Below are 22,399 nucleotides of genomic sequence, written 5' to 3'. Positions count from 1 at the left end.
GAGAATTTTCTCTGGTTTTTTATTTTATGGTTTTGAATTACGCTAATTTATTGAGATAGTTACAGAATCACTTTTGCAACCCTCAGCATTTGCAATAACCTCAACAGTACCTGTTTTATCTTTTGCTTGAATAATTAATAAAATCTTTCCATTATGCGTTGTTCCTTTGTTAGATTGGAATTTCTCAACACTATTTTTCCAACCGCTATCAACTCCCAGTAATTTTGCTTTACCATTAATTGTAAATGTTATTAGCTTATTATCACTTCTGGCTGGGTTACCATTATCATCAAATAATTCAGCTACTATATGCACAACATCTTCATTATTCGCTTTTATTGTTGTTGTATCGGTATTTAACTTAATGTTAGTTGCTTTTTTAGCTGTTATTAATTGAGATTCTATGGGTTGTCCATTTTTTACACCTTTAGCAACTAAAGAACCTTCTTTATAAGGAATAGCCCATTTATAAATATTACCAACAGTTTCAGATAATTTTTGTTTACCTAAAGATGTGCCATTAAGGAATAACTCAATTTCATCGCAGTTAGAGTAAATTTCTGTTACAACGGTTTCGCCATCATTATAATTCCAGTGTTCATTTACATCTTGCCAACGCCATAAATAGTGCTTCCATCCGTCTTTTTTCTTTTCAACTAAATTGTCACCTTCTAACTTATATAACGATTTTTCTAGCGTTTGTGTAGCCATATGAATCATGGGTTCATCTGTCCATAAAGACTTCATCATGTAATACGACCCTTTAGGGAAACTGGCTGTGTTTATCATACCCGAAGGTTGTACTCTTGTTGGCCATTTTTGTCTTATTTCACCCATATAATCTGCACCTGTCCATAAAAAAGTTCCAGAAATAAAAGGGCGTTCCATAATGGCTTTCCATTCGTGGTATTGCGCTACGTTTTCGGTTCCCATAATTGGTAAGTCTGGATAGTTTTTATGGCCATAATCGTAAATTACTCTTCTGTAGCTATAACCAATAATGTCTAACGCATCTGCATAACCCGATTCATAGCTAGACGAAGGTAAAATACAGTTGGCAATTACAGGTCTTGTGGTATCTATTGCTTTGGTCCATTTAGATAATTTTTGAGCAGTTTTACCAATATCATATTTGCCCCTTGGTAGTGTTTTCATGAGTTCTCTAATCTTTTCGATAGAATGAGGAGGCTCAGACCAAAAATAATTTCCTTGCCATGTCATTTTATCAAAGAACCCTGTAGATGCCGCATTTCTAGGGTAAGTCCATTCTACTTCATTTCCTATACTCCATTGAAAAATAGAAGGGTGGTTACGGTGGCTAAGCATCACATTGGTTAAATCTTTTTTAGCCCATTCTTGAAAATGCTCGCCATAACCTCTAGTGATGTAATCCGTACTTTTTTCTTCCCAACGGTTGTACCTTTTGTCTTTGGGGTTGTCCCATTCATCAAAAAATTCATCTTGCATTAAAAGTCCCATTTCATCACAAAGTTCTAATAGTACTTTTGATGCAGGGTTGTGTGAACTTCTAATAGCATTACAACCGCCATCTTTAAGTACTTGTAATCTTCTTTTCCAAACACCTTTAGGTACTGCAGCACCAACTAAGCCAACATCATGATGTAAACAAACTCCTTTAATTTTCATGTTCTCACCATTTAAGAAGAAGCCTTTATTGGCATCAAATTTTATGCTTCTAATACCAAAACGCGTTTCATAAGTATCAAAAATATGCCCACCTTTTTTAATGGTTGTAACTGCTGTATATAAAGAAGGGTTATCTACACCCCATAAATTTGGATTATTAATTTCAACGTTTTGAGAAATGTTTTTAGTACTTGTTTTTTCTACCGTAATAGTTTTTGAAATACTTGCAACTTCTTTTTTAGTTTCATCTAAGAATTTAGTGGTAATTTCAACGTCTTCATCTTGTAAAAAAGCATTTTCAACAGAAATTTGAATATTAACTTTAGCCTTGTCTTTAGCTACTTGTGGCGTGGTTACAAAAGTACCCCAAACAGGTATGTGTAATTTTTTATTGGTTATTAAATCTACTTCTCTATAAATACCAGCGCCAGAGTACCAGCGGCTATCTGCATATCTAGAATGGTCTATTTGTACTGCAAGTACATTGTTTTTTCCGTTTTTGTTTAGGTGTTTTGAAATTTCAAAGTAAAACGGAGAATATCCGTATGGGTGAAACCCTAATTTATGACCATTTATAAAAATTGTGGCATTGTTATAAACGCCATCAAATAGCACGTAAACTAGTTCATCGTCTAAAACTGTCTTATCAAATGTTTTGGTGTAGTACCCATAACCTTCACCTCTAATATAGCCTGTTGCCCATGCGTCTTTTCCTAAAGATTCATCAAATTCACCTTCAATAACCCAATCATGAGGAAGGTTTACTTTTCTGTATTGGTTGTTTTGAATGGTATTGAAATTAACTTCTTTATCACTTAAAAAAAAGTTCCAACCTAAATTAAAATTTTCTTGTGTTTTTGTAGTTTCTTCTTTAGCGCAGGATAACATTAAGAAGGCTATTAAGCCAACTAATATATGCTTTTTACTCATGTTATAAATATTTAGTTGTTTACTACAAAGTTGGGAGTTTTAAACTAAATTCAAAGATATTGCATCTATATTTTTACTAAACAAATTGTAAAAATGTAGTGTTTAGTTAAAAATTAAGGTTGAAATCAGTTCATCAGGTGCTTATAATAAAGAATGCTTTTTTTAAGCATTGTAAAAATTACTTATTTATAATTTTACAACTTTGTGAATTTCTTTTTTATCTCCTAGAATTTCTACTAAATAAAGACCACTTCTAAGGGTTGTAAAGTTTATATCGGCTTTACCATCTACTATGGCAACGGTGTTTTCAGAAATATATAGTCCGGAGGCATTGTAAATTCTATAACTAACGGTTTCAGAAGTTTTAATACCAGTTAAATGTGTTACATTTCGGCATGGGTTAGGGTATAGCAACCAGTTTTTAGCATCATCAATTGTGTTATTAGTTGAAGCGACACAGCCTTTTGAGATGTCAAACTCTGATTTTAAAATATCAGCAATTTTTAAATTTGTAAAACTATCATTAGAGGTGTGATTAAAGAACGTTTTATCTATAATAGTTTTATCTGCTCCTAAGAAATCTTGTAATAAAGAGGCAAAAGTTTGCCTGTAATCATACTGTACACTTTGAATTTGCCAGTTGTTTGCTTCTGAAGCTTCAGATAAATTAGGATTAATACCAGTGATACCACCTTCTATGGGTCTGCCAAATACAAACATGGGCGCAATTTCGCCATGGTCTGTGCCAAAGTTGCCGTTTTCAGCTGCTTTTCTACCAAATTCAGAGAAGGTTACACCAACAACATCACCACTTAAATTCTGGCTTTCTAAATCTAATACAAAAGCTTCCATACTTTCAGAGAGTTCTGTAAGTAATTCATGGTGTTTACCAAGTACATCTCCTGCACCTTGCACTTGGGCGTTATGAGTATCAAAACCTGAGATTCTCACCATATAGATTTTTGAACCTAAATTGCCACTAATTAATCTTGCAACAGTTTTTAATTGGTCTGACAAATCTGTATCAGGGTATGCAATATCATTTTTACCTTTACTGAAGGCTATTGAAATAGCTTCTGCATAGGTGTTTGTTAATGCGCTTGTATTGGTTATAAACTCAAGCTGATCTCCGTAATCTGAATTTGGGATGTTTAAAGGTGGTTCGCCCCCAAGGCCACTAACCACATTATAAAAACCTGCAGGGTCTTGCCCCGTAATATTTAATGATAAACCATGAGCTTCTTCGGCATGAAACCCTAACGAGGTTTTGTTTGAACCAATTTCTACTGCTAGTGGATAATTTTCAACTATTAAATCTTCGTAGTATTGTTCCATAAAACGTCCCATCCAACCGGTTTCAGAACCATTTAAAACACTATTGCCGTCGTTTCCTGTAAAATATAAATCGGTTGATTTAAAATGACTTTTATTTTGTGATGGATAACCTACGCCATTTACTATTCTAAGTAATCCTTTGTCATATAAAGATTTAAAACCAGAAAGTGCTGGGTTTAGTCCAATTTGTTGTTCGTTAGGTAAGGTTCCATCTAAAGTAATGTATTTATTTATGCCAGTTTCTGGAACTTTTATGGTGGGCCTTAAGTTGCTATATGTATCATATTGATTTAGAGGTACAATAGTGTTTAAGCCGTCGTTGGCACCTGCTAAATTAATTAGCACTAATTTTCTGCCTGAAATATTTGAGCATTCAAAAGGAATAAACGATTTTAATGCAGCTTGAACTTGAAAAGGGGTTAATCCAATTACTGAAGCTGTTGCCGATAATTTTATAAAATTTCTTCTTTTCATAACGTTTTACATTAATTGGAATTCTGCGGCATTTACCAACGCAATAATTAAAGCATCTAACCTTGTTTTAACCGTATTTTTGTTGCTTTCGCTGTGTGTGCTTATGTATTGAGACCAAGCACGTGTCCAGTAAAAATCATTTGAATCTTCTATTAAAAAGGTTTTAAAGTAATTAGTTCTATCTGTATCTATGCTTTCAGGAAACATTAAATCTGTTAAGGCAGTAATAAGTAAATTAGGGTCTTTTGCATTATTAGGGTCAATTTTATTTTCAACAAATAAAACCGTATCTAATTCTGCTTTATTATTATTCTGCGTTAAAATACCAGCCACTAAAATGTATCTACCAATTATGGTGTTTGATGAAAACCAATTTCTATCAAAACCAGGTTCTTGGTAATAGGCTGGGTAGCCTGCTACAGAATCTGGGTTAAAGAAATCCATACCAGCAGGTTGAAAAAAGCCACCTGTAATATACCAATGGAAAAAATTTCTGTAGAAAAACAACTGCTCGGTTTCTGGGTTTGGGTATTTAATGTTAAACAACGAAAATACTTCACAAAGCAATTGTAATGGGCTTTTTATAATAGCACCAATAGTATGGTCTGTTGGGTCACTATCATCTGCATCATAAAAGTGCTGGCTAGCTAATAGTGTGGTAACCACTGGTAGCACCTCATAATCATTGTTTATTAAAATTTGAGCTAAAGGTTCTATAATATCTGTTTCAACTTCGGCAGAAATTTTACTTTTAACAAAGTATTTGTATAATCTTCGGCAATAAGCTTTGGCGGTTTCTTCTTGTGCAAATACCATTTCTACAAAATCATCTAGCTCATCAAACATAGTTTCCGTGGTATCTCTTCCAGTAATTACATGATTGTTAAAGGCTTTTGAAAATGTTTTATCATTAGTGTCGTGTTGGTTAAGATTTGCGTAGCCCATTGGTAAATTGGTGTCTGTATCAATTTCACCGCTTCTATCGTATGTTTTTTTAAAACCCGATAATACTTTGGCTGCCTGCTGTATATCTAATTCTGTGTAATTAGTATAATCACCATCACCAATTTGTTCGCCTTTTAAAATGGTAAATAGTTCTAGGTATTCTCTAGAATAATTTTCGTTAGGGTTGTTTTTATTGTTCTGTGTGTTGTCTAGATAATCTAACATGGCATTATCTAAATTTATTTTTTTTGCTAAGGTTTTAATGTTGCCTAAGGCATAAAAATCTAGTAACCTTAAATAGTCATAAAAAAAAGGAGATAAACCAGCGCCATCATCTTTGGCCACAGTAAAACAAGTATGAAAAAAGAATGATAGTTTATATTTTAAACTAACTTGGTTAAACGCATTGTGCCACCACCAAGCAGCTATATAGGCGCGTTTTCTGCCTTGTCCGTCAAAAGTATTAGGGTGCTCGGTAGATGAGGTCCAATAACCATCTGGGGCTTCCATTGGAAGTGGATCGTAAGGTTCAGATAATATATAAGGTACATTTGTAGTTAAGCTGTTAACAGCATCTGTTGCAGACATGCCTACAAAAGTATCTAATTGCTCTTTGGTGTAGTTAAAAGTAGCGCGCCTAAGCAAATGCTTAGCTTTTCTTAAATCTAAACTTGAATTAAGAGGTGATAATGAAGCCATCCTTTATTTTTTTGTTAAAGTATATAATAATTGGCTTAATTCCAGAAGGTTGGGTGGTAATTCGTCGAAATTCAATTAGTAAAATCGATTAAGTGTAATTCTGCTTAAAAATGAATTCTAAAACTTACGTTAGGTGTAATGCCCAAAGATTTGTTTTCAACGGTGTTAATATTGTCGTTATCATCACGAGTGTAGTATGTGTTTATAATGTTTTTTCGGTTTAAAACATTCCAAACAGATGCGCCAATAGTGGCGTAAGACGTTCTTGATAGGTTAAATTTATAGGTAGCAGAGCAATCTGTTCTTAAATAATTTTCTAGGTTGCTACTATTGGGGTTTTGGTAAACAATGGTATTGTTTTGGTTTTGGTTTACAGCAGGAAGTGTTGTGGGTTTTCCAGAGTTCCAGTTAATACCTAATGCTAATTTAAAATCATTAAAAGCATACGTGCCAGCAAACGTTATGGCGTGCCTAATATTGGTGTTGTTAGGGAACTTTTTACCATTATTTAAGTTTGAAAATATATAATTATTATCACTAAATGAATACGAAACCCAAGTACTTACCGCCTCATTAAACTGTTTATTAAATAAAATGTCAATGCCTTTAATTTCATAACTACCTGTGCTATTTATAAATTGATATTGATTTTGAAAACCTTGACTACGCGTGGTTATACCATCAACCTTTTTTATATAAGTTTCGGCACTTGCCAAAAAATCATTCTTTTTGTAATGTATACCAATAGATGCTTGTTTGCTTTTTAAAACAGGAATGTTTTGGTTGTTTGAAAGTACCCAACGGCGTTTTTCAATACCTAAAAAATCGTTTTGTAAATCTATAATTTGTGATGTGGTTTGACTTTTAAATTCGCCCAAAATTTCAAATCTAAAATTGCCTAAAAACCGCTGGCTAAAGTTTATGCGAGGTTCAGCAAACAGCATATCAAACTTTTTAATGTAGTTTAAACGTGTGCCAAATATTAGTTTTGTGTTTGCCCCGTATGATAGTAAATTAGTTTGGGCATACACAGCATGACTTCTTATAACTTCTTTTATGTAACTTCTAAAATTTGGGTTGTTTACATCTTCTAAATTACTAATGCCCACCTCGGTAAATTGGTAGCCACCATTAATTTTTAATTGATAGTTGTGCGTGTAGTTTATATCAATTTTTGCTGCGCCATCATACACCTCGTTTTCTTGCACTAAGCGTTGGTTGTTTAAAATATCATGGTTAGTAGCATCTAAATCGTAATTTGATACATATAGTAAAGCAGTGGTTTGTAGTTGGTTATTCCAATCTTTTATATAAGTTACACCCGCAGCGGTATTTTGTTGCCATAGTTTACTGTTTAAAGCTTCGGGTTGGTTGTTTATGGTAGATTGTTCTTCGTAATTCAACCTGTTATTTACGTTTAATACATGAAACCGAAGTTTATCTGTTTTTGAAATATCAAATAAAAATTTAGCAGAAACATCATAAAAATAGAACGATTCATTTTGTGAAATTGTGTTTGAACCTTTATTATTGTTTGTAAAATCTGAATCTTGAAAAATACGCTTAAAATACTGGTTGTACGTACTTGTTTCAATAATATCAGTTACTGAACGACGTGTAGAAAGTTGTAACTCTGTTTTTTTTGAAAGTGGAATTTTTGCAAAAACATCGGCATTTATAAAATTAATACCACCACCAGCCTTAAACTCATTATCTACAGTGTTGGGCAATTGTATATCTATAACACTAGAAATACCATCGCCATACTTAGCACTTGACCCATTTTTATAAATATTTATTTTTTTTGTGATATGCGGATTAAATGCCGAAATAAGCCCAAAAAAGTGCCCAGATTGATACATTTTTATACCATCCCAAAGTATTAAGTTTTGGTCGTGTGTGCCACCTCTAATGTTTATGTTAGATACAGTTTCGTCTGTACTTAAAATACCAGGAAGCGCTTGTATGGTTTGTAAAACATCTGGTTCAATTAAGCCAGGTAAAATGCCAAAATCATCAGGTTTTATAGTAACCGATCCATCATTTAATTTGGTTAAACCAGTAGTAAGATAATTGTTAATTATAACTTCATTTAAATTTTGAATTTTAAAGCTAGAGCGCTTTTTTTTTGAAGGTTTTATAACAACAAACCTATTATCTAAAAGTTCAAAATCTAAATGCGTTTCTTTTTTTAGTGTATTTATAGCGTCTTTTAACTTAGTGTTTTTATTGGGTAATGTGGCTTGTTTGTTTTTTATGGTTTTATCGGCGTAAGAAAAGCTAATGTTATATCTTTTTTCTAAAGTATTTAAAATTACGCCAAGTGGTTGTTTTTCTTTTTGAAAGCTTTGTGCTTTTAGTGTTAAAACATTCAAAAAAAGTAAGAAAAAAGTAAAAAATAATAGCTGTTTATTGCGCACGCTTTAAAATTATATTACCGTTATTATTGCTGTACGTTAATTGTAAAGGTAAAGTAATAGATTTTAAAGCAACATCAATGTTGTTGTGGGTAAAATTACCTGTAAAAAGCTCGCTAGAATTTACACCAACAAGGGTAATAGTAACATTGTATTGTCTTTCAAACTCTGCAATAACTTGTTTGTATGGTAGGCTTTTAAACTGGCTTTCGTTATTTAACCACGAAGGCGTTGTGTTACTTTCTTTTTGTTTAGCAATTTTTTTCCCATCAATAATTAAAAAACTGTTGCCAGGTTTTAATTTAGTTTCAATAGAATTAAAAGTAACGCCAACTAACCCTTCATAGCATATAACTTCAAAATAATTGGCTCTTTGTTTTACGTTAAATTGGGTGCCGTAAACCGTTACGGTGCCGGCTTTTGTTTTTACGTTGAAAGTTGAGCCTTTGGCCACTTTAAAAAAAGCTTCGCCCTGTAATTCAACGTCTCGGTTATTTTTCCAAGTATTTTTATTATAAATTAGAACAGATTTTGCATTTAAAAATACATTAGAAGCATCGGGTAAAGTTACTTCGGTTTTTTGCGCTAAATCTGTTGTAATAGTGGTGTTTAGTGTAGTTGTGTAATAATAAAGTCCAAAACAAATAGCTAAAATAGCGGCAACACGCATTAACGGTTTTATATAGCTTTTCTGCGGTTTTTTAGTTGTTTTTATTGTGTTGAGTACATTGTTTAAAGCGTCTGTATCATTAAATTTTGGTGCTTTAAATGATTTAATATTGGTGTCTAATTGTATTAAATCATCATAATCTTCAAGTTTTTTAAACGCCTGAAGTTCATGATCATTCAAATCATTATTTAACCATTTTAATATTAAAGCTTCTCTATCCATTTTATCTTTATTCAATTATAAAACAAGTTACTTTTATTTTTTCCTACCCTTGTATTTAATTTTTTTTGAAATTTAAATTTTCAGTCTTTAGTTTACTAGAAACTATTATTACAACTCTTTAATGTCTTTTCGTAATTTTTCCAAAGCGCCATAAATACGTTTTTCTACTGCTTTTGTTGAAATACCTAAAATTTCGGCAATTTCTTTAAAACGCTTTCCTTCAATGCGGTTCATTAAAAAGGCTACACGTTGTGGTTCAGTTAAATTAGCTAAAGCCTTTTGTAGTTTTTTATTGTATTCGTCTTCTTGCATTAAAAACTCGGGGCTTTCATTGGTGCTAAGTTTTGGTTTGGCTATTTGTTGGTGTTTTAAAACAACTTTTTGGTGAGCAGCTTCATTTAACATTAAATTATTAGCTGTGGTAAACAAAAAGCTTTTAGCTTTGTCTGGTGTTATTTTGCTGCAATTTTCCCAAAGTTTAACAAAGGCTTCTTGCGTTTTGTCTTGCGGATTTAAAAGATTGCCAAACTTGTAGTATAGAAAATTGTGTAAATCTGTGGCGTGTTTTTTAAAAATAGACGAAAAAATACGCTCTTCACAAATATTATCACGTAGTTGTTTACTCATTTTAAAGTTTAGTTAATGCCACTAAAATAAAGGTTTTAGCAATTTGTTGTGGGTTTATAAAATTATTTTTTTTGATTTTTTTTAACAATTAGGGTAGGAGTTTTTAAAGTTAAATTGTTTTATAACCAAAAGCTATGTGTAACCCAAAATTAAATACTATGAAAACTAAATGGAGAATTTTACTAATGCTACCTTTTTTTGCCCTCATGTTATTTACAGCATGCCAAGAAGAAGTAGTTGAAATTACAGAACCATCTGAATCTGAAGCTTTAGTTGCTGATGCAGAATTAACAGCCTTTGTTAGCGCTACCGCTAAAATGGATGGCTCTAAAGACAATATTATAGACCAAGCAAGCTGCATATCGGTTAAATTACCACTTACAGTTATTGTGAATGGCTTAGAAATAATTGTAGATTCTGAAGAAGATTTTGATGTTATTGAAGCCATTTTTGATGAATTTGATGATGATGAAGATGATTTAGATATGATTTTTCCAATTACAGTAATTAATGCTGAACATGATGAAATTACTGTTAACAATGAAGATGAACTTGAAGCATATGTTGAGGCCTGTGCTGGCGAAAATGAAGAAGATGATGATATTGAATGTATAGATTTTAATTACCCAATATCATTCTCAATTTTTAATGCCGAGTTTCAAATAATTGATACCGTTAAAATTGAAAACGATAAGCAATTGTTTCGTTTCATGAAACGCATAAAAAATAAAGAAGTAATTGCAAGCATTAATTACCCTGTTAGTTTAGTACTTGCCGATGGTACTCAAATTGAGGTTAACAACAATCAAGAACTTCACAATACCATTAAAGATGCTAAAAATGCTTGCGATGAAGATGATGATAATGACCATAATGATGACGATTTTACTAAAGAACGTTTAGATGAATACTTAAAAAAATGTCCATGGTTAGTTTATGAATTTAAAAGAGATAACCAAGATAATACTGAAGGTTTCTTTGAATATGCCATTAACTTTAAAGAAGATGGCGTGGTAATTATGAGAGATAGAGAAGGTGATATTTTAACAGGAAGTTGGGAAACTAGAATTACAGATAGAGGTGCTAGAATTAAAATGGCTTTTGAAAATTTAGCAGATTTTACCTTAGATTGGTTTGTATACGAAATTGAAGAAGGTAAAGTTAAAATTTATCAAGAAGGCGGTAACCGCATTATTTTAAAACGTAATTGTGATGTTGTAATTGAGCACACAAAAGAACGCGTGCAAAACTATCTAAAAGAATGTTTATGGCGTATTACAAAAATTAATGTTGAAGGAACTGACAACGACAAACAATACATAGGAACACCTTTAAAATTTTACGATGATAACGTAGTTAAAATTAGAGTTGACGGACAATTAATTGAAGGTACTTATGAAGTGTTAGTTAGAAATGCCGGTATTGGCTTAGAAATTAATTTAGAAGGCAGGCCAAACTTAAAATTAAAGTGGTTAATTACGTTCCTTTCAGAAAACATAATAAAACTAGAAAACGTAAATAATAAAATGGTTTTAGCAAGATATTGCCCTGAAGAAGACCAAGATGTAAACTACATTTTAGATGTATTAGTTTCTAGTGAATGGAAAGTTGCCAATTATAATGATATTGGAGCAGATGAAACTCAAAACTACGCAGCTTATGTAATTGGTTTTAATGAAAATGGAAAAGTATTTGCTGAAGGTGATGGCAACAACTTTTACGGTTCATGGTTATCATACAGAAATGAAGGCTTATACTTGGGCTTAAACTTTAAAACACAAGATGAACCTTTTAGTGAGTTTACACACCGTTGGAAAATTAAAGAAATATCACCTAACAGAGTAGAGTTAAAAGACTATTCATCTACAGGCGAAATAGAACGCATACTTGTGTTAGAGAGTACACAATAATTATAAATATAGAAACTTGGATTTTCGGTTTTTAGGTTAATTAGCTAAGTTTCCTATAAAAGGCTGCCAATTATGGTAGCCTTTTTTTGTTTTTACAAAAAACAAACTTTATAAATACAGGGCAATTCACTAAATTTGCAATTCTTAAAATTTAAAAAAATTATGTTTAATAATTTAAGTGATAAATTAGATAAAGCTTTACACGTTTTAAAGGGGCACGGAAGTATAACCGAAGTAAATGTTGCTGAAACCCTAAAAGAAGTAAGACGCGCTTTATTAGATGCCGATGTTAACTTTAAAATAGCCAAAGATTTTACCAATAGAGTAAAAGAAAAAGCACTTGGGCAAGATGTATTAACTACATTACAACCAGGGCAATTAATGGTTAAAATTGTAAAAGATGAGTTAACACAACTTATGGGTGGTGATGCTGCAGGTGTTAATTTATCAGACACACCAAGCGTAATTTTAATGTCTGGTTTACAGGGTTCTGGTAAAACTACCTTTTCTGGTAAACTAGCAAACTATCTTAAAAATAAAAAAACTAAAAAACCGCTTTTAGTTGCATGTGATGTGTATCGTCCTGCAGCAATAGATCAATTGCATGTTGTTGGAGATCAAATTGGTGTTGAGGTTTTTAGTGATAGAGGAAATAATGATCCTGTAGCCATTTCGCAAGCAGCAATAGCACATGCAAAATCTAACGGGCATAATGTAGTAATTATAGATACCGCAGGTCGTTTAGCTGTAGATGAAGCTATGATGACCGAAATATCAAACATTCACAAAGCTATCAAACCACAAGAAACCTTATTTGTGGTAGATTCTATGACGGGGCAAGACGCCGTTAACACAGCAAAAGCATTTAACGATGTATTAAATTTTGATGGTGTAATACTAACAAAATTAGATGGTGATACACGTGGTGGTGCAGCCATTTCAATAAAATCTGTTGTAAATAAACCTATTAAATTTATTGGTACAGGCGAAAAAATGGAAGCTATTGATGTATTCCATCCATCGCGTATGGCCGATAGAATATTGGGTATGGGAGACGTTGTCTCGCTTGTTGAAAGAGCTCAAGAACAATTTGATGAAGAAGAAGCTAGAAAACTTCAAAAGAAAATTGCTAAAAACAAATTTGGCTTTGATGATTTCTTAAAACAAATTCAGCAAATAAAGAAAATGGGTAACATGAAAGACCTTATTGGTATGATACCTGGCGCTGGAAAAATGATGAAAGATGTAGATATTGATGATGATGCTTTTAAAGGTATTGAAGCTATTATTCACTCAATGACTCCAAAAGAAAGAGAAAACCCATCAATAATAAACGCAAGTAGAAAAAAACGTATTGGCAAAGGCTCAGGTACTTCAGTACAAGAAGTAAACCAGTTGTTAAAGCAATTTAACCAAATGAGTAAAATGATGAAGATGATGCAAGGTGGCGGTGGCCGTAAAATGATGCAAATGATGCAAAATATGCGTTAATCTTGTTAAAAGTTAAAAGTTAAGTGTTGCTATATGCACACAAAACATCTTTAAAATATTTAAATATAAACTTGGCGTTTTTTGCGCCTTTGCGAGAAATAATAACATGACAATTTTAGACGGTAAAAAAGTTAGTAATGATATTAAAGAAGAAATAGCAGAACATGTAGCTGCTATGGTTTCTAAAGGTGAAAAAGTGCCTCATTTAGCAGCCATATTAGTTGGTAGTGATGGTGCAAGTATGACCTATGTAAATGCTAAAGTTAAAGCTTGTGAAAAAATAGGTTTTAACTCTACACTAATTGAATTACCTGAATATACTTCTGAAGAAGCATTGTTAGCAAAAATACACGAGTTAAATAACAACAATGATATTGATGGTTTTATAGTACAATTGCCATTACCAGAACAAATTGATGAGCAAAAAGTATTAATGGCTATAGATCCTGATAAGGATGTTGATGGTTTTCATCCAACAAACGTAGGCCGTATGGCTCTAGATTTGCCAACCTTTTTACCAGCAACACCATACGGAATTATGGAGTTGCTAGAGCGTTACCAAGTTGAAACATCAGGTAAAAATGTAGTGGTTATGGGGCGTAGCCATATTGTAGGGCGCCCAATGAGTATTTTAATGAGCCAGAAACGTAAAGCTGGTGATGCTACGGTAACAGTGGTACATAGTCGTTCTAAAAACTTAAAAGAAATTACTTTAGCTGCCGATATTATTGTGGCTGCTATAGGTATATCAGAATTTTTAACCGGAGATATGGTTAAAGAAGATGTTGTTGTTATTGATGTTGGTATTACACGCGTGCCAGATCAAACTAAAAAGAATGGTTACCGTTTAGCTGGCGATGTGCATTTTGAAACTGTAAGCAAAAAAGCAAGCTATATTACTCCAGTTCCTGGCGGTGTTGGCCCAATGACTATTGCTATGTTGTTAAAAAATACGCTACTTGCTAGAGAAAGGCATTTAAAAAGTTAAGCACGTTTTCTTCTGCTTAAGTTTTTAGGTTTAAATTCTTTAGAAGAGTTACTAATAAGTTTACTTAATTCACTAAATTCATCTTTAGTCAATTCTCTATATTTTCCAAGGGGTAAATCTAGTTTTATATTCATAATTCTTACCCGTTTAAGTGTTTGTACTTCGTAATTTAAATGAGCGCACATACGCCTAATTTGCCTATTTAAACCTTGGGTTAAAATTATTTTAAAGGTAGAAGTATTTATCTTTTTAACTTTGCAAGGTTTAGTTGTTTGTTTTAATTCTTCAAGATAAATGCCTTTTTGCATGCGTTCTATAAAGGTTTGCGAAATAGGCTTATCAACCGTAACTACATATTCTTTTTCATGGTTGTTACTAGCCCGTAAAATTTTATTTACAATATCGCCATCATCGGTTAATAAAATTAAACCTTCGCTAGGTTTATCTAATCTTCCAATGGGGAAAATACGTTTGTGGTACCCAATAAAATCTATAATGTTATCTTTTTCAACACGCGTGTCAGTTGTACAAACAATGCCAACAGGTTTGTTAAAAGCCAAATAAACAAAGCTTTTTTTTGTGTTTTCAATAATTTCACCGTCAACAGCAACCACATCGTTTGGTGCCACTTTAGTGCCCATTTCGGGTACAATGCCATTAATAGTTACTCTGCCAGCATCAATAAGTTTATCAGCTTCTCGTCTAGAGCAATAGCCAACTTCACTTAAATATTTGTTTAATCGTGTTAAATTATCGCTCAAAAGTTAGGTGTTTATAAAGTTAATTATGGCATCATCAATACTTGCATCTTTTAAACCATGCCCAAAACCTTCGGTAGTTTTTAACGTTGAATTTTTATAATTTCTAGCAATAAGTTCAGCTTCATCATAACCAATAATTTTATCTTGTTTATCATGAATTATTAACCCTTCGGTTTTTATTTTTTTTGTGAAATTAGCCGACGAAAAGTACGCTGTATCTTTATCAAAACGTTCTTCAACCATTTTATTAAGGCCATTTTCTATTTTACTGTTGAAATTTAGCATACGAACATAACCTTTGAAAATTTTAGTAAATTCTGAAGGTGCGCCAAGTAAAACCAATTTTTCTAAGGTTTTAAATTGATAATTATGCTGAAAAAATACAGAAGCCATTCCGCCAACCGAATGACCAATAATAATATGAGGTTTATAGTGGTTTGCAACCACATTTATAAATTCAGAATATAAAATAGCATTGAATTTTGTGCCGCTAGATTTTCCGTGTGCAGGACCATCAAGTGCTACAATGTTGTAATTAAATGCTTGTAATTTTTTAATTAAAGTTTTCCAGCGGTAGCTATTGCTTTCCCAACCGTGCGCTAATAAAATTGTTTTGCCATTGTTAGCCCAATTATAAGTTTGTATACGGTGGCTTTGGTATTTTAATTCTAGCTGCTGCGCTGTATCAAAAAACGCACTTTGTTTTTCGGTTAAACGGCCTTTACGCGGTGTCATAAAAATATCTAAAGCTTTTGATGTTGCATATTTTGGAGCAATAAAGCTTAAGGTATTTAATGAGGTTCCTATAATTTTAGGGATGCTTTTTTTTATAATCTTTTTCATGAGTTAATCTTCTCTATAAACTAAATCCATTGAAAAAGCTGGTAAACAAATGGCTAAGTATTCACAAGGTTCTTTAAACGGATTTGAATACTGAACGCGCGTGTTTTTTTCAATTTTAATAGATTGTCCTGCTTGCAAAGTTACAACCTCGTCTTCAATTATAAATTGTTTTTTTCCTTTAATAATAAATGTATACTCATCAAACTCGGGTGTTTGAAACGGTTCGCTCCAGCCTGCTGGTGCAACCATGTGGGCAATACTAATTTGTGAATTACCATTTGTGGCATTGCCAAAATGCTCTTTTATGGTTTTGCCATCGGTTGTTGGTACTATAAATGGGTTATTTTGTATGGTGTACTTTTTCATAGTATATATTTAATCATTCCACATTAAGAAAAAGTATTTAATTTTAGCATTGTCTGGAATGTGTGTTTCTTCAAAATCTAAATTTAAATCAAAACGTAAATTTGCGGGTAATTCTTTTTTGTCAATAACAAAACTAGCATTGATTTCATTTACAGATAGTGCTACAGAATTTATTAAATTATCAATTTTAGAAATTTTATACGCAGCGGCAATATCTTTAAAAGTGCTAGCTGTAGAAATGCCTTTAGCAGTTTTGTATAAAGGATCAATAATTTGAATACTTTGAATGGTTGAGGTAGAATCTAAAGCGTTTTCAGGGGTTAGCACTAATAGTTTTTCGCCAGTTTTTTTAAAAATTTCAATATTACTTATGCCTCCAGCAAACTCATCGCCTGCGGTATATTTTGTTACTGAATCATTTATAAAAATTGTTTTTAAATCTTTAATTTGGGTAGAGTCTGTTAGTAAACCAACATGTTGTTTGGTAACTTCAAACGGGTTTTGTTCTTTTTTACAACTAGTTAAAAATAGGGTAAGCGCCAAAAGGCTAAAAATTAATTTACGCATAGGTTTTTGTTTTAAATAATACAGCTTATCTGTTTTTCATTACTTTGGTTAGTATACCAAAAACGCTTCTAATAAACGTGGCGCTTGTTAGTACTTTAACTACAGGATTCATTCTGGTGCTTCGGCGTCTGGTTGAGGTGCTTCTAGATTTTCTTTTTGCTTCAGCTTTTTTTAAAGCTTCTTGTTCTTGTTTTGCTTTTTCTTTAGCTTCGTCTGCTTCGGCTTTTTTAATTTTTTCGTTAAGCATTTCGTAAGCACTTTCTCTATCTATTGTTTTGTTGTATTTTTTGGCTAGTTTAGAGTTGGCTACAAGGTTACTAAGCTCATTGTCGGTTAAAACATCCATACGGCTCATTGGAGCGCGCATCATGGTAGCGGCTAATGGTGTTGGGCGGCCTTTTTCATCAAGAGCAGATACTAAGGCTTCGCCAATACCTAATGATGTTAAAACTTCGGTAGTATCATAATAATCAGATTCGGGGTAATTTTGCGCAGTAAGTTTTATAGCTTTTCTGTCTTTGGCAGTAAAAGCTCTTAAGGCATGCTGAATTTTTAAACCTAATTGCCCAAGTACTTCTTCGGGTACATCGGTTGGGTTTTGGGTTACAAAATATAAACCAACCCCTTTACTACGTATAAGTTTTACAATGCTTTCTATTTGATTTAGTAGTGCTTTTGAAGCTTGATTGAAAATTAAATGCGCTTCATCAATGAACATGACAAGTTCAGGCCTATCACTATCACCTTGCTCAGGGAAGGTTGAGTAAATTTCTGCCAAAAGGCTAAGCATAAATGTTGAAAATAGTTTTGGTCTATCTTGTATATCGGTTAGTCTAATAATATTTATGTAACCTCGTCCGTTTTCATCAACGCGCAGTAAATCATCAACTTCAAAAGAGGTTTCACCAAAAAACAAATCGGCACCTTGTTGTTCTAACTCTATAATTTTTCTAAGAATTGCACCTGTTGATGCGGTAGAAATGCGCCCATAAGCCTCGGTAAATTCGGCTTTACCTTCTTGAGTGGCGTATTGTAATATTTTTTTAAAGTCTTTTAAATCTAAAAGCGGTAATTTATTGTCATCACAATATTGAAAAATAACCGATACAATGCCACTTTGTGTTTCGGTTAAATCTAAAATTCTAGATAATAAAACGGGGCCAAACTCACTAATGGTAGCTCTAAGCCTAACGCCATCTTGTTCAGATAGCGTTAAAACTTCAACAGGAAACGCTTTGGATTCAAAAGGTAAGCCTATTTTTTCGTGGCGTTCATCAATTTTAGGGTGTCCTTCACTGGCTTGGGCAATACCACTTAAATCGCCTTTAATATCCATAAGTAAAACAGGAATGCCTTTTTCACTTAAATTTTCGGCTAATACTTGTAACGATTTTGTTTTTCCTGTACCTGTTGCACCAGCAATTAAACCGTGGCGATTTAAAGTTTTTAACGGTATTTTTACATGCGCTCCTGTAACAGTTTCGCCATTTAACATAGCAGCACCAACTGGTATAAAATCACCTTTGGTTTTGTTGCCTTCAGTTATATAATTAAAAAACGTTTCTTTAGTATTCATGCCGTATAATTTTGCATAAAAATACACTAAAAGCAAAAAGAAAAAAAATAGAAGCTAATGCTTTAATATTTTAATTTGAATAGTGTTGAAAGTTAGCTATCTATAAGCTTCATAAATAACTAAAATATCATCAGAGTGGTTTGCCACATTAAGAGTGAAACCATCAGCGTTAAAACTAGTTAATGAAGCATTTGTTAAGCCTAAAGAATCACCGTTTTGGTTAGAGTACCTGAGCCCAATAGCATGACTGCTTGAGGCGTAACGCGAAATGTCATTAATAGAGTTTCCGCTACCACCAATATACATAACTTGCTGGGTAATTGAGCCGCCAAAGTTGCTGGCATAACCACTCATCATGCCAAAAGCATTAGCTAATCCGCCATGGTTATTACCAACGCCATTATCAGCGTTTAAGTTATTGGTTTCAACATTGGCACAAGCTGTGAATTTTATTTGAGAAGGCATAAATGGCAAACCCGTAATTGTGGTTGCGCCCGTACTGCTAATTATAAAACTGCCAAAATACGCAGAAGACGATGAGGCTGTTTGTATATCGTCCCAAATAGGTATAGATGGTGAGCCACTATTGTACTGAAACTTATTAGTAGTTGTGTTAAATACCATTAGGCCAATAGCTGGGTTTGTAATGGCAGTAATTTGCGCATCAGTTAATCGGGGTATTAAAATACCTTTATCTGTGCTTTCAACATGTAAAATGGAAGAAGCATCAGGGGTTGTGGTACCAATACCAACTTGTGAAAAACTAAAGTAAACATTAAAGCATAGTAGCGCTAGCGCTAGTAGGTAGGCTGTTTTTTTCATTTTGAGAGAATTGAGAGATTTGGGTAAATCAGCAATTTATATAAATCAAATATAAAGGTTTTTAACGTAATTTCAAAATTTATAATATAAAACCATACTAATACGTATCTTTGTGCCCTTATGAATAAAGAGATACAAACATTGGTAAACAAAGGTGAAATGTTGCCTTTAATGGAAGAGTTTTACACCATACAAGGTGAAGGCTATTACAAGGGTACTGCCGCTTATTTTATTAGGGTTGGTGGATGCGATGTGGGTTGCCATTGGTGTGATGTGAAAGAAAGTTGGAATGCTAATTTGCACCCACCAACAAAAACCACTAAAATTGTTGAAAACGCTAAAAAGTATAGTGATACCATAGTTGTTACAGGAGGAGAACCTTTAACGTGGGATATGACGTTGCTAACAACCAAATTAAAAGCCGAAGGTTTAAAAACACATATTGAAACCTCGGGTGCATATAAATTAACAGGTGAATGGGATTGGATTTGTTTATCACCTAAAAAAATGAAATTACCAACCGAAGAAGTTAGCAAAAAAGCCAACGAACTTAAGGTTATAGTTTATAATAAAGACGATTTTCGCTTCGCGGAAGAACAAGCCGCTAAAGTAAGTAATAATTGTATTTTATATTTACAGCCAGAATGGAGTAAACGCGATAAAGTTGTGCCGTTAATTGTAGATTATGTTATGCAAAACCCCAAATGGAAAGTATCATTACAAACGCATAAGTATTTAAATATTCCATAAACAAAAGGTTATGAAGTTACCAAGCTTTGGAAGACATTTTAAACCCGATGAAAAAGTAATTTTAAGAGATTATTTAGCCATTGAACGCACACGGTTAGCAAATGAGCGCACATTGCTGTCATACATAAGGTCTTCACTATATTTATTACTTGGTAGTATTGCATTTTACCAATTAAAAGATTTTCCTAATTTTAAATATTTAGCAGGCGCATCATTAGTATTTAGTGGTTTGTTTTTAATAATTGGTGTGTACCGGTTTACAACGTTAAAACGAAGTTTGAAAAAACTTTACTACATGTCTGAAGCTTTAGATAGTTTAGATGATAAAGCATAAAAAAAGCGCTGAATTACAGCGCTTTTTTGTTTCATAATTTGTTTTGTTATTTAGTGAAAGGTACAGCTACTCTTGTTGTTCCCCATCCTAAATGCATTGTAACACCGTTGCTAGCTTCAGTAAATGCTATAGAAAATGCTTCTAAAGAATCACTTGCATTAGTTACAGGCACGGTAAGTCTTGCAACATCATTAGCTTCTTTATAAAAATAAGAACCCCAAACATTAACATCTTTACTAATAATGGCAGTCCATTCATTATCTCCAGGAATAGTGTAAAATGAGTATGTGCCAGCTTTAACGGTAGTATTACCCAATTTCATATCTGTAAATAAGGTAAGTTCTGCAGCTTCGTTAGCGCCCGTTCTCCAAACTTTTCCGTTAGGAGCTAAAGTAGCAATATCTCTTCCTTTTAATTGCGGACGGCTGTATACTATTTTAATTAATTTGTCTGAATTTTTGTAGCTTGTAGGAAATGCAGCAGCATCCATTGGGCTTTTGTCTAAATCTCTAAATTCTTGAGCGGTAACATTGGTAGTTAAAAATAAGGTTAAAGCTAATGTAATAGCACCTAAAAAAGATAATTTTTTCATGTTTTTTGTTTTATGTAATTCAATTAATGTTGTCCGCAAGTTAGTGTGAAACTTACCTTGTAAACGTTAAATTTTACATAAAATATGTTAAAGCCTAAAAGCTTAAACCCACAAGTTATAATTTAATTATTTGTTTTGAAACTCTACCTAAGTTATTATGAAATTCAACAATATAAATACCGCTATTTAAGTTGTTTAATTTAAAATTATATGTTTTTTCTGTTGAAGCTGTTATTATATCACGCTGTAGTTTTTTTATTAATTTACCATTGCTGTCATATAAGTTTATAAGAAGATTGTCTGGTGACTTAAAATCTATTTTAAAAGCTAAAATGTCTTTTATTGGGTTTTTGGTTATGGCTATGTTTAACGGGTTTTTAGAATGATTTATATTGGTGTTTTCAGTGTTTAAAGACGCATTACTAAACTTATAAATACTAGTGCCACTTGCATAAGCTAAGGTATTGTTTATAACAAAAATGCGGTTTAAATTTCCACCTATGTTTAAATTTGTCCAGGTTTGTCCTCCGTTGGTGGTTTCATAAAAACCAGTGTTGTGGCCACCCATATAGCCGGTGTTTTCATTAATAAAGCCTACAGCTTGAATATCACTTTCTGGTGCATTAAAACTATTCCAAGTATTACCAGCATTTGATGAAGAAATTAACTTCCCTGGGTTAGGAGCAGTGCTATAAATTGCTCCAAAAAAAATATTAGGGTTGCTGTTTAAAATTTGAAGTTTCCATACATATTCACCAGCAATGTTAGAGTTGTAAATCTCTGTCCAAGTTAAGCCGCCATTAGTAGTTTTTAAAATAATAGCGCCAGTTGCACTTTTTCCTGCGGCATAACCTGTAGTTTCTGAAGTAAATTTTATTTCAACTAATGCTGTGGCGTATGCAGACATATCAATGTATTGCCAAGTAGCGCCGCTATCTGTAGATTTTATAATGTGGGCAGGTTCAAAGTAAGCGCCACAACCATAAACTGTTGATGATCCAGCGGTATCGAGACCGCAAATAGCATTGGGGTTTGGTGTAATATTTGTTACTTCGCTCCAAGTTTGTCCGCCATCTGTAGTTTTAAAAAACGTATTGTTAAGGGTGCCTAAAAACCCAATGTTTTCATTTAAGAAAATGATGTTTCTAAAATAATAATCGCCAATTAAATTGGTTTCATTAAGCTGTTCTGTCCAGGTTAAACCGCCATCAGTAGTTTTATAAACAGCCGCATGCCAACCATTTGCTGCCCAACCTATGGATTCGTTTAAAAAGAAAACATCATCAAAACGTGTTCCGTCTCCGTTTGAGACTAAGTTGGGCACTGCTTGCCAATTTGCTTGTGCAAAGGTAATTACACCTATAAAAAAAGGTAATAATTTTATGAATTTCATATAACAAACTTAGCTAAAAAAGCGATAAGCTAAGTTTGAA

The 22,399-nt window shown here is 32.9% G+C and carries 19 protein-coding genes; 5 read left to right on the top strand and 14 right to left on the bottom strand.

Going from position 1 to position 22,399, the window contains the following annotated elements; genetic code table 11:
* Positions 1-42 precede the first annotated feature (42 nt).
* The 6 genes from ACYX4H_RS02690 to ACYX4H_RS02665 all read right to left on the bottom strand — a co-directional run bounded on the left by ACYX4H_RS02690 (position 43) and on the right by ACYX4H_RS02665 (position 9,966).
* Positions 43-2,577 carry a glycoside hydrolase family 2 TIM barrel-domain containing protein gene (locus ACYX4H_RS02690; protein ID WP_476237684.1) on the bottom strand — a complete coding sequence of 845 codons (2,535 nt, stop codon included), beginning with the start codon at positions 2,575-2,577 and terminating at the stop codon, positions 43-45.
* 186 nt (positions 2,578-2,763) lie between these two features.
* Entirely contained in the window at positions 2,764-4,386 is a 1,623-nt protein-coding gene (locus ACYX4H_RS02685; protein ID WP_476237683.1) for a DUF1501 domain-containing protein, read from the bottom strand.
* Positions 4,387-4,392: 6 nt separating this feature from the next.
* On the bottom strand, positions 4,393-6,030 hold the full coding sequence (locus tag ACYX4H_RS02680; protein ID WP_476237682.1) for a DUF1800 family protein: 1,638 nt from the start codon (positions 6,028-6,030) through the stop codon (positions 4,393-4,395).
* Between the two features lie 104 nt (positions 6,031-6,134).
* On the bottom strand, positions 6,135-8,405 hold the full coding sequence (locus ACYX4H_RS02675; protein ID WP_476237681.1) for a TonB-dependent receptor plug domain-containing protein: 2,271 nt from the start codon (positions 8,403-8,405) through the stop codon (positions 6,135-6,137).
* Between the two features lie 34 nt (positions 8,406-8,439).
* A complete protein-coding gene (locus tag ACYX4H_RS02670) occupies positions 8,440-9,354 on the bottom strand; it encodes a FecR family protein (RefSeq protein WP_476237680.1) in 915 nt (304 codons plus the stop codon).
* Positions 9,355-9,447: 93 nt separating this feature from the next.
* A complete protein-coding gene (locus tag ACYX4H_RS02665) occupies positions 9,448-9,966 on the bottom strand; it encodes an RNA polymerase sigma factor (protein ID WP_476237679.1) in 519 nt (172 codons plus the stop codon).
* Positions 9,967-10,124: 158 nt separating this feature from the next.
* Between ACYX4H_RS02665 and ACYX4H_RS02660 the strand changes: the two genes are divergently transcribed.
* The 3 genes from ACYX4H_RS02660 to folD all read left to right on the top strand — a co-directional run bounded on the left by ACYX4H_RS02660 (position 10,125) and on the right by folD (position 14,355).
* The gene (locus tag ACYX4H_RS02660; RefSeq protein WP_476237678.1) at positions 10,125-11,876 is read left to right on the top strand and encodes a hypothetical protein; all 1,752 of its coding nucleotides are present in this window, start codon (positions 10,125-10,127) and stop codon (positions 11,874-11,876) included.
* 162 nt (positions 11,877-12,038) lie between these two features.
* Positions 12,039-13,367, top strand: coding sequence for a signal recognition particle protein (gene ffh / locus ACYX4H_RS02655; RefSeq protein WP_476237677.1), 1,329 nt, complete (start codon positions 12,039-12,041; stop codon positions 13,365-13,367).
* A gap of 106 nt (positions 13,368-13,473) precedes the next feature.
* Positions 13,474-14,355 carry a bifunctional methylenetetrahydrofolate dehydrogenase/methenyltetrahydrofolate cyclohydrolase FolD gene (folD, locus tag ACYX4H_RS02650; RefSeq protein ID WP_476237676.1) on the top strand — a complete coding sequence of 294 codons (882 nt, stop codon included), beginning with the start codon at positions 13,474-13,476 and terminating at the stop codon, positions 14,353-14,355.
* Here the strand turns inward: folD and rluF are convergent.
* From rluF to ACYX4H_RS02620, 6 genes are all read right to left on the bottom strand, one after another.
* Positions 14,352-15,116 carry a 23S rRNA pseudouridine(2604) synthase RluF gene (gene rluF / locus ACYX4H_RS02645; protein WP_476237675.1) on the bottom strand — a complete coding sequence of 255 codons (765 nt, stop codon included), beginning with the start codon at positions 15,114-15,116 and terminating at the stop codon, positions 14,352-14,354. The two genes, folD and rluF, sit on opposite strands and share 4 nt — an antisense overlap.
* Before the next feature lie 3 nt (positions 15,117-15,119).
* Complete coding sequence (locus ACYX4H_RS02640; RefSeq protein WP_476237674.1) at positions 15,120-15,959, bottom strand: alpha/beta hydrolase; 840 nt, start codon at positions 15,957-15,959, stop codon at positions 15,120-15,122.
* A gap of 3 nt (positions 15,960-15,962) precedes the next feature.
* Positions 15,963-16,325: a cupin domain-containing protein gene (locus tag ACYX4H_RS02635; RefSeq protein WP_476237673.1), complete on the bottom strand. Its 363-nt coding sequence runs from the start codon at positions 16,323-16,325 to the stop codon at positions 15,963-15,965.
* A gap of 9 nt (positions 16,326-16,334) precedes the next feature.
* Positions 16,335-16,892, bottom strand: coding sequence for a hypothetical protein (locus ACYX4H_RS02630; RefSeq protein ID WP_476237671.1), 558 nt, complete (start codon positions 16,890-16,892; stop codon positions 16,335-16,337).
* Positions 16,893-16,917: 25 nt separating this feature from the next.
* Entirely contained in the window at positions 16,918-18,468 is a 1,551-nt protein-coding gene (locus tag ACYX4H_RS02625; RefSeq protein WP_476237670.1) for a helicase HerA-like domain-containing protein, read from the bottom strand.
* Between the two features lie 96 nt (positions 18,469-18,564).
* A complete protein-coding gene (locus ACYX4H_RS02620; RefSeq protein ID WP_476237669.1) occupies positions 18,565-19,290 on the bottom strand; it encodes a hypothetical protein in 726 nt (241 codons plus the stop codon).
* Positions 19,291-19,410: 120 nt separating this feature from the next.
* Between ACYX4H_RS02620 and ACYX4H_RS02615 the strand changes: the two genes are divergently transcribed.
* On the top strand, positions 19,411-20,040 hold the full coding sequence (locus tag ACYX4H_RS02615; RefSeq protein ID WP_476237668.1) for a 7-carboxy-7-deazaguanine synthase QueE: 630 nt from the start codon (positions 19,411-19,413) through the stop codon (positions 20,038-20,040).
* 10 nt (positions 20,041-20,050) lie between these two features.
* Positions 20,051-20,374, top strand: a complete 324-nt coding sequence (locus ACYX4H_RS02610) for a DUF202 domain-containing protein (RefSeq protein WP_476237667.1) — start codon at positions 20,051-20,053, stop codon at positions 20,372-20,374.
* A 46-nt stretch (positions 20,375-20,420) separates the two neighbouring features.
* Here ACYX4H_RS02610 and ACYX4H_RS02605 read toward each other — a convergent pair whose 3' ends face one another.
* Positions 20,421-20,966 (bottom strand): DUF2911 domain-containing protein, encoded by a 546-nt coding sequence (locus ACYX4H_RS02605; RefSeq protein WP_476237665.1) that lies wholly within the window; start codon positions 20,964-20,966, stop codon positions 20,421-20,423.
* A 115-nt stretch (positions 20,967-21,081) separates the two neighbouring features.
* Positions 21,082-22,359, bottom strand: a complete 1,278-nt coding sequence (locus ACYX4H_RS02600) for a YCF48-related protein (protein ID WP_476237664.1) — start codon at positions 22,357-22,359, stop codon at positions 21,082-21,084.
* Positions 22,360-22,399 lie beyond the last annotated feature (40 nt).

It is taken from the genome of Seonamhaeicola sp. ABD4_340 (genome assembly GCF_056312135.1).
This window is presented reverse-complemented; position numbering and strand designations above follow the sequence as displayed.

Excerpts from the sequence above, each read along its gene's own strand:
- ACYX4H_RS02635 (WP_476237673.1), bottom strand. The coding sequence starts at position 16,325 with ATGAAAAAGTACACCATACAAAATAACCCATTTATAGTACCAACAACC.
- ACYX4H_RS02610 (WP_476237667.1), top strand. The coding sequence starts at position 20,051 with ATGAAGTTACCAAGCTTTGGAAGACATTTTAAACCCGATGAAAAAGTA.
- ACYX4H_RS02605 (WP_476237665.1), bottom strand. The coding sequence starts at position 20,966 with ATGAAAAAATTATCTTTTTTAGGTGCTATTACATTAGCTTTAACCTTA.
- ACYX4H_RS02615 (WP_476237668.1), top strand. The coding sequence starts at position 19,411 with ATGAATAAAGAGATACAAACATTGGTAAACAAAGGTGAAATGTTGCCT.
- ACYX4H_RS02640 (WP_476237674.1), bottom strand. The coding sequence starts at position 15,959 with ATGAAAAAGATTATAAAAAAAAGCATCCCTAAAATTATAGGAACCTCA.
- ACYX4H_RS02625 (WP_476237670.1), bottom strand. The coding sequence starts at position 18,468 with ATGAATACTAAAGAAACGTTTTTTAATTATATAACTGAAGGCAACAAA.
- ACYX4H_RS02630 (WP_476237671.1), bottom strand. The coding sequence starts at position 16,892 with ATGCGTAAATTAATTTTTAGCCTTTTGGCGCTTACCCTATTTTTAACT.
- ACYX4H_RS02620 (WP_476237669.1), bottom strand. The coding sequence starts at position 19,290 with ATGAAAAAAACAGCCTACCTACTAGCGCTAGCGCTACTATGCTTTAAT.
- ACYX4H_RS02680 (WP_476237682.1), bottom strand. The coding sequence starts at position 6,030 with ATGGCTTCATTATCACCTCTTAATTCAAGTTTAGATTTAAGAAAAGCT.
- ffh (WP_476237677.1), top strand. The coding sequence starts at position 12,039 with ATGTTTAATAATTTAAGTGATAAATTAGATAAAGCTTTACACGTTTTA.
- ACYX4H_RS02665 (WP_476237679.1), bottom strand. The coding sequence starts at position 9,966 with ATGAGTAAACAACTACGTGATAATATTTGTGAAGAGCGTATTTTTTCG.
- ACYX4H_RS02660 (WP_476237678.1), top strand. The coding sequence starts at position 10,125 with ATGAAAACTAAATGGAGAATTTTACTAATGCTACCTTTTTTTGCCCTC.
- ACYX4H_RS02600 (WP_476237664.1), bottom strand. The coding sequence starts at position 22,359 with ATGAAATTCATAAAATTATTACCTTTTTTTATAGGTGTAATTACCTTT.
- folD (WP_476237676.1), top strand. The coding sequence starts at position 13,474 with ATGACAATTTTAGACGGTAAAAAAGTTAGTAATGATATTAAAGAAGAA.
- ACYX4H_RS02685 (WP_476237683.1), bottom strand. The coding sequence starts at position 4,386 with ATGAAAAGAAGAAATTTTATAAAATTATCGGCAACAGCTTCAGTAATT.
- ACYX4H_RS02690 (WP_476237684.1), bottom strand. The coding sequence starts at position 2,577 with ATGAGTAAAAAGCATATATTAGTTGGCTTAATAGCCTTCTTAATGTTA.